At 43.3% G+C, this 12657-nt stretch carries 7 protein-coding genes; all 7 read left to right on the top strand.

The window, feature by feature from the left end; translation table 11 throughout:
• The first annotated feature begins 84 nt into the window (after window positions 1-84).
• The 7 genes from OCV12_RS08755 (at window position 85) to OCV12_RS08725 (ending at window position 12636) form a co-directional block, all read left to right on the top strand.
• On the top strand, window positions 85-576 hold the full coding sequence (locus OCV12_RS08755) for a GAF domain-containing protein (RefSeq protein ID WP_017630025.1): 492 nt from the start codon (window positions 85-87) through the stop codon (window positions 574-576).
• A gap of 97 nt (window positions 577-673) precedes the next feature.
• Window positions 674-1297 (top strand): RNA chaperone ProQ, encoded by a 624-nt coding sequence (gene proQ, locus OCV12_RS08750; protein WP_017057223.1) that lies wholly within the window; start codon window positions 674-676, stop codon window positions 1295-1297.
• Window positions 1298-1314: 17 nt separating this feature from the next.
• Window positions 1315-3309: a carboxy terminal-processing peptidase gene (prc, locus tag OCV12_RS08745; RefSeq protein ID WP_261884407.1), complete on the top strand. Its 1995-nt coding sequence runs from the start codon at window positions 1315-1317 to the stop codon at window positions 3307-3309.
• A gap of 322 nt (window positions 3310-3631) precedes the next feature.
• Window positions 3632-4315, top strand: a complete 684-nt coding sequence (locus tag OCV12_RS08740) for a hypothetical protein (protein WP_017630022.1) — start codon at window positions 3632-3634, stop codon at window positions 4313-4315.
• A 218-nt stretch (window positions 4316-4533) separates the two neighbouring features.
• Window positions 4534-7140 carry an aminopeptidase N gene (gene pepN, locus OCV12_RS08735; protein ID WP_261884406.1) on the top strand — a complete coding sequence of 869 codons (2607 nt, stop codon included), beginning with the start codon at window positions 4534-4536 and terminating at the stop codon, window positions 7138-7140.
• 207 nt (window positions 7141-7347) lie between these two features.
• Window positions 7348-7566 (top strand): DUF2835 domain-containing protein, encoded by a 219-nt coding sequence (locus OCV12_RS08730; protein ID WP_086711486.1) that lies wholly within the window; start codon window positions 7348-7350, stop codon window positions 7564-7566.
• A 228-nt stretch (window positions 7567-7794) separates the two neighbouring features.
• Entirely contained in the window at window positions 7795-12636 is a 4842-nt protein-coding gene (locus OCV12_RS08725; protein WP_261884405.1) for an NAD-glutamate dehydrogenase, read from the top strand.
• Window positions 12637-12657: the final 21 nt, after the last annotated feature.

Raw genomic sequence — 12657 nt, 5'->3', positions numbered from 1 at the left:
TGAGAATAAGTCCTATTTAGTTTGATGGCCGCATTCTACTGCGTTCTCTTGATAATGGAAGTCTCAATTTAATTGGAAGTTAATATGAAAATAGAACATTACCAACGCTTAACCAAACAAGCCGTTGCATTAATTGAATCAGAAACCGATCTAACTGCTAATCTTGCTAATATCAGTTCTTTATTATTCATGGAATTGGATGATTTGAATTGGGCGGGTTTCTATTTAATGAAGCAGGATCAAGCTAAGGAAAAAGACGAACTTGTACTGGGTCCTTTCCAAGGTCAACCTGCTTGTGTGCGAATTCCGGTAGGGCGTGGAGTGTGTGGAACTGCGGTTGCGACGAATACAGTTCAGCGCATTCATGATGTTCATGAGTTCGAAGGTCACATCGCTTGTGACGCTGCAAGTAACTCAGAAATCGTAATTCCGTTCTCTATCGGTGGAAAAATAGCGGGTGTGCTTGATATCGACAGCCCAAATGTTGGCCGATTTTCTCAAATTGACGAGGACGGATTGACATTTTTCATGGCAGAAGTGGAAAAGCTGCTTAATTCGCACGCGAACAAGGCATAAATTATTCTCTTACTGTGGTTTTTCCCAAGCATCTCTCTATAATACGTAAAAATATTTTCTTAATGCTCGCGGAAAACCGCAAAAACCAGGAACCCACATGGAAAACACTGAAAAGTTAAAAAACAGCAAAGAAGTTATCGCATATATTGCTGAATGTTTCCCTAAATGCTTTACTCTAGAAGGTGAAGCGAAGCCACTTAAAATTGGTATTTTTCAAGATCTTGCTGAACGTCTAAATGAAGACGAAAAAGTAAGTAAGACTCAGCTTCGTGCAGCGTTAAGACAGTACACATCATCATGGCGTTACCTGCACGGCGTAAAAGCTGGCGCAGAACGTGTTGACCTAGACGGCAACGCGTGTGGCACATTAGAAGAAGAGCACGTTGAACACGCTAAAGCTACACTTGCTGAAAGCAAAGCGAAAGTTCAGGCTCGTCGTAAAGAACAAGCACAAAAAGCTCGTGAAGAAGGCAAAGCGAAACCTAAGGCGAAGAAAGCTCAACAGCCTCGTCGTCAAGCGCCTAAAGCACCAAAAGTAGAAAAGCCTGTAGAAACACGCGCTTTGAACGCTGACGAATTCATCGCTGGCAAAGAAGTAAATGTGAACATGGGTAAAGGAAACATGGCTGCGACCATTGTTGAAATCAATAAGGAAGATGTGCGTGTTCAGTTAGCAAACGGCCTACAAATGGTTGTTAAAGCGGAGCACTTGCGCGCTTAAAGGAGATACTCCTACGCATGAAATGCCGTTCAAAATTGACACTGATTGCTGCTAGCTTTTGGCTAGCAGCTTCAGCTCAGGCTCTCGAAGCCAAATTAGATCAGGACGATTTACCTCTACTCGCTCCTGAGGTCCAACACGAAACTGCTAGTAAACGTGTTACTTCTCGATTTACTCGTTCTCACTATAAACACTTCAATCTCAACGATGATTTCTCTCAAGCTATCTTTAATCGTTACTTAGAGATGCTGGATTATAATCGTAATATCTTCACTCAAGCTGATATTGACTCTTTCTCTGCGTCATCTAAACAAATTGATGATCAGCTGAAATCGGGCAATAACCAGATTGCATTCGATGTTTACAATCTGTCTATGCAGAAGCGTTTTGAACGTTTTCAATATGCATTGTCTTTGCTAGATACTGAGATTAAGTTTGGTACTGATGAAAGTATTGAGCTCAATCGTAGTGAAGCTGAGTGGCCAAAAGATATCGCTGAAGTGAATGAGCTTTGGAGAAAACGCGTTAAATACGATGCGTTGAATCTAAAACTTACTGGTAAAGAGTGGCCAGAGATTCAAGAAGTTTTGGAAAAGCGTTACAACAATGCGATGAAGCGTATTACGCAATCGCATAATGAAGATGCTTTCCAGATCTACATGAACGCATTTGCGCGTGAAGTTGATCCGCACACCAGTTACCTTTCTCCAAGAAATGCAGAACAATTCCAATCTGAGATGAATCTATCTCTAGAGGGTATTGGTGCTGTACTTCAAATGACAGACGACTACACCGTTATTCGTTCTTTAGTTGCTGGTGGCCCTGCGTCAAACAGTAAACAATTGAGTGATGGCGACCGCATTGTCGGCGTTGGTCAAGATGGCGAAGAGATTGTTGATGTTATCGGCTGGCGTTTAGACGATGTAGTACAACTTATTAAAGGCCCGAAAGGGACTAAAGTGAAGCTACAGATCTTGCCAGATGGTAAAGATGCAAAAAGTCACGTTGTCACAATTGTTCGCGATAAGATTCGTTTAGAAGACCGCGCTGTTAAATCAGAAGTGATCGAGAAAGACGGCAAGAAGATTGGTGTACTAGAAGTACCAAGCTTCTACGTTGGCCTTTCTAAAGACACCGATAAACTGATCACTGAGCTTAAAGAGCAAGGTGTTGAAGGTATTATTGTTGACCTTCGAAACAACGGTGGTGGTGCACTGACTGAAGCAACCGAACTCTCTGGTTTGTTTATCAAAGAGGGACCTGTTGTTCAGGTTCGTGATAGCTACGGTCGTGTCAAAGTGAACAGCGATACTGATGGTCAAATCAGTTACCAAGGCCCGTTAACGGTATTGGTGAATCGCTACAGTGCTTCAGCGTCTGAAATCTTTGCAGCAGCGATGCAAGATTACGGTCGTGCAATTATCTTGGGTGAAAACTCTTTCGGTAAAGGTACGGTGCAACAACATCGCTCTTTGAATCATATTTATGATTTGTTCGATAAAGAGTTAGGCTACGTTCAATACACAATCCAGAAATTCTACCGAATCAATGGTGGTAGTACGCAAAACAAGGGCGTAGTGCCTGATATTGCTTACCCAACGCCGATTGATCCTGCAGATACCGGTGAAAGTGTTGAAGACAATGCTCTTCCTTGGGACAGCATCGACAAAGCGAAGTACTCAGTGTTACAGCGTAACGATGAGCAAATCGCAGCGTTGACGGCCAAACACCAAGCTCGTATCGCAACAGATATGGAATTTGGCTTTATCGCGCAAGATATTGAAAAGTATAAGGCAGATAAAGACGACAACGACCTTTCTCTTAATGAAAAGGTTCGTCAACAAGAGAGTGATGATGCGGATGCGCTTCGTCTAGATCGTATTAACCAACGTCAAAAAGCCGCTAAGTTAGAGGCATTTAAAACGTTGGATGATATTCCAAAAGACTACGAAGCCCCGGATGCTTATCTTGATGAATCAGTTGCTATCATGCTGGATATGATCAAGAAATAAACAAAATACCTGTTGTAAGGTGATTGTTTAAAGACGTACTATTTGAAAAGCGAGCCTAGGCTCGCTTTTTTTGTACTTGCGTTCTTGCCTAGAGCTATGTCACGTTAACGGCACGCTTCCTCGCTTTTTAACTTGTTCCAGAACCACTGTTATTTGATTTTCGACTGTCAAGTACACCGTAAAAATAACTAAACTTAAGTATTATTTTTCGAGTGATAATGACATTTAAGTTACTTCGCACTTAAAATTTAGTGACTTGGATCATATTTTTTCGCTTTCTATTCATTACGTGCCTAAGCTTAAAGAAAACGAGGGGACGCTTATGAAATGGATTCTACTATTTTTATCTTGTTTAAGTTTTGTGGCTTTTGGGAGCGAGGTCGCTTCGAGTAGCCAACAATCAAAAAGTGATAGTAATCTATCCCATTTTGACCTTCCTTTGCTGCTTGGTGATTGGTATTTGATGAACCCTGATCCTGAGCAAGGTACTGAAAACTTTAGAGCGATCAAGCTGACTCTTGATTCAAACTACTCATTCACTATCGATATCCAAAAGAAAGACTACAGCGTCGATCATTGGGAAGGTTTGTATAACGCCAATGAAGACACTATCATTTTGGGTTTGAATACCTCAGAACCTCAGGTTTACGCATACAGCAGTAATCACAACATGCTGAATCTTAACGGGGTTATGTTCACCAAGGCCTTGCCCAATGCATTGGCGGGAATCTGGTCAAGTGCCGAACTGTCTGGAAGCGATTTACGTGCAAGTAACATTCAAAAAATGGATTTGGTTCTGCAGCCAGACTTCATATTCATGTTTCGAGTTTCCGATGAAGAAGGTGGTGAAGTCATTCGTCGCGGGGTGTATTACACAGAAGGCGACCAGTTAGTGTTACTTTATGAGAACGGTGAACACGGTACTCGTTATACATTGAACAGCGATGTGTTAACGCTGCAAGGTGAAGAGGGAGACATGTTTGCGGTGCTCAATCGCATCCGATAATCGTGAGTTTTAGCAGTAAAGTCGTACTCGTTGATAATATTGTGCACAGTTCATTTCTTAGGCGTTCCTGTCTGATTTGATTGATAAAATAGCAAAACATGGAGGCATTTTCTTACAATGCCTCCTTTTTTTAATATTCCCCTTGTTTTATTGGCGCTCAACCTTTAGATATATACAGTTAAAAAATAATTACGTATAACGATCAAAAGGAACCCGTCATGGCACATACACCTCAAGCCAAGTATCGTAAAGATTATCAATCACCATCTCACACGATTTCTGAAATCGATCTTACTTTCGATTTGTACGACTCAGCATCCATTGTTACGGCTGTTTCTAGTGTTAAGCAGGAGAAAGACAGCACGACATTAGTACTTGATGGTGAAGGCTTGAAGTTGGTTTCTGTTTTGGTTGAAGGCAACGAATGGACTCAGTACGAGCAGTCTGAAACTCAACTTACGCTGAATGACCTTCCAAAAGAGTTTACGCTAACCATCGTTACCGAAGTTAACCCTGAAGGAAACAGCGCACTTGAAGGCTTGTACAAGTCGGGTGGTGCGTTCTGTACTCAGTGTGAAGCCGAAGGTTTCCGTCGTATTACTTACTACATGGATCGCCCAGATGTGTTGGCGAAATTCACCACAACGGTAATCGCAGACAAAGCAGAGAACCCATTCTTATTAAGTAATGGTAACCGTGTAGATGAAGGCGAAGCTGAAAACGATCGTCATTGGGTGAAGTGGCAAGACCCACATCCAAAACCAGCGTACTTGTTTGCTTTAGTTGCGGGTGATTTCGATGTACTTCGTGATGCATACACCACACAATCGGGTCGCAAAGTTGACCTAGAAATCTTTGTTGATAAAGGTAATCTAGACCGTGCAAACCACGCGATGGTTTCTTTGATTAACTCAATGAAGTGGGACGAAGAGCGTTTCAATCTTGAATACGACTTAGACATCTACATGATCGTAGCGGTTGATTTCTTCAACATGGGTGCGATGGAAAACAAAGGCTTGAACGTATTTAACTCGAAGTTCGTTCTAGCAAACGACCAAACTGCAACGGATACAGATTACCTAGGTATTGAAGCTGTAATCGGCCATGAATACTTCCATAACTGGACAGGTAACCGAGTGACTTGTCGCGATTGGTTCCAGCTGAGCTTGAAAGAAGGCTTAACGGTATTCCGCGACCAAGAGTTCTCGTCTGATCTTGGTTCTCGCGCGGTAAACCGTATCAACAATGTACGTATCATTCGCGGTCCACAATTCGCTGAAGATGCAAGCCCAATGTCTCACCCGATTCGCCCAGAAAAAGTGATAGAAATGAATAACTTCTACACTTTGACAGTGTACGAAAAGGGCAGTGAAGTGATCCGTATGATCCACACATTGTTGGGCGAAGATGGTTTCCAAAAAGGCATGAAGCTGTACTTCGAACGTCACGATGGTACGGCTGCAACATGTGAAGATTTCGTCGCAGCAATGGAAGACGCATCGGGTGTTGATCTGTCTCAGTTCCGTCTATGGTACAGCCAGTCTGGTACGCCGACGCTGTCTGTTGAAAGTCACTACGATGCAGATAAGAAACAATACACGTTAACAACTCGCCAAGTAACGGCACCAACGCATGAGCAAACTGAGAAGCAGGCTCTGCATATCCCTCTAGATATCGAGCTGTACACTGCTTCGGGTGATGTTGTTGAGTTACAATGTAACGGAAAGCCAGTTCATAACGTATTAGATGTGAAAGAAGCGGAACAAACTTTCGTGTTTGAAAACGTTTCTGAACGTCCAATCCCATCACTACTTCGTGAATTCTCTGCGCCAGTGAAATTGGAGTACGACTACTCAGATGAAGAACTTATCTTCTTGATGGTGAATGCACGCAATGAGTTCTCTCGTTGGGATGCTGGTCAAATGCTGTTGGCGAAATACATCCGCAGCAATGTTGAAAAAGTTCAACAAGGCGAAGCGTTTGCACTTTCTGATTCTGTGGTTGATGCATTCCGTGGCGTACTATTGAGCGATTCGCTAGAACCTGCCTTTATCGCAGAGATGCTTTCATTGCCAAGTCATAACGAAGTATCGGGTTGGTACGAGCGTGTTGATATTGATGCTGTTGCATCTGTGCTCAACTCAATGAAGGTAACACTGGCAACAGAACTTGAAGACGAACTGGCTGCGGTTTATCACAGTAATGCACTAGAGGAATACACAATCGATCACGATTCGATTGGTAAGCGCACTTTGCGTAAAGTTTGCCTAAGTTACTTAGCACATACAGAGCAGGGCAACGATTTGGTTGTTGCCATGTACCAGCAAGCAAACAACATGACAGATACCATGGCAGCGATGGGCGCGGCAAACAGCGCACAACTGGCATGTCGTGAAACTTTGATGGCAGATTACAGCGACAAGTGGAAACACGATGGTCTTGTGATGGATAAGTGGTTTGCTCTGCAAGGTACGAACCCAAGTTCAAATGCGCTTGAAGTGATCAAAGAATCTATGTCACATCAAGCCTTTAGTTTGAAGAACCCGAACCGAACTCGTAACTTGGTTGGTTCATTCTTAAACATGAACCCGGTACAGTTCCATGACAAGTCTGGTCAGGGGTATGCGTTTGCAGGTGAGATCTTACGTGAGTTAAACAGCAGTAACCCGCAAGTTGCTTCACGTCTGATTGATCCACTTCTTAAATTCCGTAAGTACGATGATGAGCGACAAGCTCTTATCAAGCAGGAACTTGAGACATTGAAGAACATGGATAACTTAGCAAAAGACCTATTTGAGAAAGTAACGAAAGCACTAGAAGCTTAAGTGAAGCGTTCTCAAGGTTAACGGTTTACTTATAAGCTGTTTACTTATAAAGAAAAGTCATCAGTGGTAGAGAATATCTGCCACTGATTTTTTGTTTCTGGTTCATCGAATTTTCGATAGGCTAGAGAGGTTTTCAAGCTCAGTTTTACAGTCAAACATCGTTAAGTGCCAAAAAATACCGGCACTGTATATTTATACAGGTATCGTATGAACCACTATATTTTCCAACTTAACATCTCATATCAGCAGTTTTTGGCCAGTTATTCTGGTGCCGCAAGTAAAGTTCAAGTGATAACAACAACTGGATTACGTTTACAGTTACCTGCAACTCGGTTCAGACCATTTCTTACACAAATAGGGGTTAGAGGGCAGTTTAGACTGACAACTGACCAAAAAAATAAGTTTATTAAGTTGGAAGCTCTGTAAACCTTGGCGTGCCTAGTGAGTTAAAAGGAATCTTAATCACATAATCAAACATTTCACCTCTTACCACCTCCAAAACAATTAACCATTTCTCAATAATGCTTTTACAATAAATGAATGCATTACCTTTGCTTAACTCGTTAGTAGAAAAGCGCTCAACGGCACGATTCAAACACCAGATTAAGTGATCCCCCTAATAATAAAATATAATTCTAATTGTGGAGTGTGACTATGACCGCACGTGAAACTGTGGTTCCAGTTTTACTTGAAAAAGTTTACAAGCTGATTCAAGACAAACTTGACCTTGCTCATCGACCTCTCGTAACTCAACTTGCTCAACACTTGTTTAGTAATGTTTCTCACGACGACCTAACTCAGAGAAACGAATCCGATTTATACGGTGCTGTAGTTAGCTTATGGCATCACATCAATGAAAAGAAAGCCGACGAAATTTCTGTTCGTGTTTTTAACCCGACAGTAAGTCGCCAAGGCTGGCAGTCTACTCACACTATCGTTGAGATAGTGGTACCAGATAGCCCATTCCTCGTTGATTCTGTAAAAATGGCATTAACTCGCCTCGACCTCTCTTCTCACCTTATGCTCCACAACCCAACTCAAATTTCTCGTTCTGACTCAGGAAGTGTTGTCGGTGTGAGTAACGATGAGGGTGTGTTCCAGTCGCTTTTCCATATTGAGGTTGACCGTCTTAGCAGCAAAGCCGAGATGACAGCACTTAAAACAGAACTGCTGGATATCTTTACTGATACTGGCCTTGTTGTTAACGACTGGCTAAAAATGGTTGAAAGACTGAAAGAAGTCACCAACCAAGTTGAAAAGCAAAAAGAGACAATTCCGGTAGACGCTCAACGCTTCGATGAAACGCTGGCTTTCCTTCGTTGGTTAGGCGAGCACAACTTTACGTTTATGGGTTACAAGGAATACGACCTTGTTTCTGTAAATGGTGACACTGAACTGCAACCGACTAAGGAGCAAGGCCTTGGTTTGTTCGCAAATTCAGATCGTGTACGCAACGTTAAACTTTCAGAGTTTTCTGACTCGGCACGTTTAGAAGCGAAAAAACCGTATGTACTTATCGTAACGAAGGGCAACACGGCTTCACGCATTCACCGCCCAGCTTACAATGACTACATCGGTATTAAGAAATTCGATAAGAACGGCAAGGTAATTGGTGAGCACCGTTTCACTGGTCTTTACACTTCTGCTGTTTATAACCAAACCGTTGAAACGATTCCTCTAGTTCGTGAGAAAGTAGAGCGTATCTTAAACGCGAGTGGTTATCGTGAGGGTTCATACTCTTACAAAGCTCTGCACAACATTCTTGAAAACTATCCACGTGATGAACTGCTTCAAGCTCGAGAAGAAGAACTGCTTGAAGTGGGTACGGGTGTCGTACAGATGCAAGATCGTGATCTTCTGCGTCTGTTCGTTCGCAAAGACCCGTTTGGCCGTTTCTTCAGCTGTATGGTTTACGTAACAAAAGATCGTTACAACACTGAACTTCGCCGTCAAACACAACGCATCTTGAAGCAGTACTTTGGTTGTGAAGAAGAGGTTGAATTTACAACGTACTTCTCTGAAAGCCCACTGGCGAGAACGCACTATATTGTTCGTGTTGATAACAACAACATGGATGTGGACGTGAAAACAATTGAGCAAAATTTAATGGAAGTATCGTCTACGTGGGATGACCGCCTGTCTGAATCAATCATTGCAAACTTCGGTGAGAGCAAAGGGCTTCCGTTGTCGAAAGAGTACATGCGTGCATTCCCACGTTCGTACAAAGAAGACATGATGCCAGGTTCTGCGGTAGCGGACATCGAGCGTTTAGAAGCACTGAGCGAAGACAACAAACTGGGTATGCTTTTCTACCGTCCGCAAGAAGAAGCGGCAGACTCTAAAGCCGTTCGTTTGAAGTTGTTCTATCACAGTGATGAGCCAATTCACCTTTCTGATGTAATGCCAATGCTTGAAAACTTTGGCCTGCGCGTTATCGGTGAATCACCTTATGAAGTGCGTAAAACCAACGGTGTGACATATTGGATCCTTGATTTCTCTATGCTGCACAAGAGCGACAAGACCATTGATCTTCGTGAAGCTCGTGATCTTTTCCAACAAGCCTTTGCAGCAATTTGGGCGGGTGAGTTAGACAGCGATGGTTTCAACCGTTTGGTGTTGGGCGCTGGTCTTTCAGGCCGTGAAATCTCAATCTTACGTGCTTATGCTCGTTACATGCGTCAAGTGGGTTTCCCATTCAGCCAACAATACATTGAAGACACATTGTCTCATTACCCAGATTTAGCAAAAGGGTTAGTGAGCTTATTCGGTAAGCGTTTTGACCCTAAACTGAAGGGCAGCGCGAAAGGCCAACAAGATCTTATTAAGAAGATCACTGAACAGTTGGATCATGTAGAAAGCTTGGATGATGATCGTATCATTCGTCGCTACATGGAAATGATCACTGCAACGCTTCGTACTAACTACTACCAAGTAGATGAGAACAAGCAGTCTAAACCTTGGCTGGCTCTGAAAATGAGACCAAGCGAGATTCCAGATATCCCGGCGCCGGTTCCTGCATTTGAAATCTTCGTTTACGCACCAGACATTGAAGGTGTGCATCTACGTGGCGGTAAAGTAGCACGTGGTGGTTTACGTTGGTCTGACCGTCAAGAGGATTTCCGTACTGAGATTCTAGGCCTAGTTAAAGCACAACAAGTTAAGAACACAGTGATTGTTCCTGTTGGTGCTAAAGGTGGTTTCGTTTGTAAGCGTCAACACATGATGTCTGGTCGTGATGAGATTTTCGCGGAAGGTCAACGTTGTTACAAGCGTTTCATCCGTGCACTACTAGATGTATCAGACAACATCATCGAAGGTGAGGTTATCCCACCTAAGAGCGTTGTTCGTCACGATGAAGATGATCCATACTTGGTTGTTGCAGCTGATAAAGGTACCGCGACATTCTCAGATCTAGCTAACTCTGTATCTGATGAATACAACTTCTGGCTAGGTGATGCATTTGCATCGGGTGGCTCTAACGGTTACGACCACAAAGCGATGGGTATCACCGCAAAAGGTGGCTGGGAATCGGTTAAGCGTCACTTCCGTGAAATGGGTATCAACTGCCAAACGACAGATTTCACTGCGATCGGTGTCGGTGATATGGCGGGTGATGTGTTTGGTAATGGTATGCTGCTATCTAAGCACATTCGTATGCAAGCTGCGTTTAACCACATGCACATCTTCATTGACCCGAATCCAGATTCAGCTTCAAGCTGGGTAGAGCGTGATCGTCTGTTTAATCTGCCTCGCTCAAGCTGGGAAGATTACAATAAAGAACTGATTTCTCAAGGTGGTGGCATCTTCTCTCGTCGAGCGAAGTCTATCTCTCTAACGCCTGAAATTCAGAAAATGCTGGGTACCAAGAAAGCATCAATGGCGCCGAATGACTTGATCAAAGCGATCTTGTCTATGCAAGTTGATCTACTTTGGAATGGCGGTATCGGTACTTACGTTAAGTCTTCAAACGAGACTCATACTGATGTGGGTGACCGTGCAAATGACGTTCTACGTATCGATGGCCGTGACCTGAAAGCTAAGGTAGTTGGTGAAGGCGGTAACTTAGGTATGACTCAACTGGGTCGTATCGAATACGCTCTTACTGGCGGTCGAGTTAATACCGATTTCGTTGATAACGTTGGTGGTGTTGACTGTTCGGATAACGAAGTAAACATTAAGATCTTCTTGAATGGCTTAGTATCGAACGGTGATCTTACTGTTAAGCAACGTAACCAAGTGCTTGAGTCAATGGAAGACGAAGTTGGCGAAATCGTATTAGATGATGCGTACTGCCAAGCTGAGTCTATCTCTGTTACTGAGCATCAAGGTGTTGGCTTAGTGAAAGAGCAAATCCGCTTCATCCACACAATGGAGAAAGCAGGGTACTTGGATCGTGGTTTGGAATACATCCCAGATGACGAAACGCTTCTAGAACGTGAGAAGCAAGGCCAAGCACTAACAAGACCTGAACTATCAGTATTGATCGCTTACGGCAAAATGGTACTGAAAGAAGATCTTGTGAGTGATGATATTGCGAATGATGAGTTCCATGCTCAACAGTTAATGCAATACTTCCCAACCGAGTTACGCCGTAACTATTCTCAACACATGGATAACCATCCACTGCGTGCTGAGATCATTGCGACAGCCCTTGCAAACCAAATGGTTAACGAGATGGGCTGTAACTTTGTGACTCGTTTGCAAGAAGAGACGGGCGCAAACATTGTTGATATTGCGAATGCTTACGCGGCATCTCGTGAGATCTACGGCTTGGGCAAAGTGCTTAAGAGCATTCGTGAACTGGACAATATCTCAAGTTCTGAAGCTCAATACGAGTTGCTTTACCACGTGCGCCGCACATTGCGTCGTCTAGCGCGTTGGTTGCTAAGAAACCGTACTGGCAAACAATCAGTCAACGCGTTGATTGAGCTATACCAAGGTGATGTGGTTGCTATTACTGAGAAGTTGGATGAAAACCTAGTAGCTTCAGAAGTAGAAGAGCATCAAGCAATGGCTCAGGTATGGATTGACCAGGGTGTAACAGCAGAACTGGCGAATTCAGTGGCTCGTTTGTCTAGCTTGTACTCAGCACTGGATATATCCACAGTGGCTCGTGAAACGGGTAAAACAGTACAGCAAGCGTCTAAGCTTTACTTCAACCTTGGCGACCGTTTGTCTCTGCACTGGTTCTTGAAGCAAATCAATGGCCAAGCGGTAGACAACAACTGGCAAGCGCTGGCACGTGCTGCATTCAGAGAAGATCTGGATTGGCAGCAACGTCAGTTAACTGGCCAAGTTCTTAACTGTGGTTGTGGTTCAGACTTAGATGTTATTAAAGCATTGGACGACTGGATGGAAAGCAACTCAGTTTCTCTACATCGTTGGGAAAGCATCTTGAACGAATTCAAAGTGGGTTCTGTTCATGAGTTTGCTAAGTTCTCAGTGGCGTTACGTGAGTTGATGTTACTGAATCTAAACTGTATGTCGAAAGACTAATAGTTAGATAGAAACGAAAAA

The sequence above is a fragment of the Vibrio pomeroyi genome, from assembly GCF_024347595.1.
Lineage (GTDB): Bacteria > Pseudomonadota > Gammaproteobacteria > Enterobacterales > Vibrionaceae > Vibrio > Vibrio pomeroyi.
The sequence above is the reverse complement of the archived record's forward strand: the minus strand, read 5'-3'. Positions and strand labels throughout refer to the sequence as shown.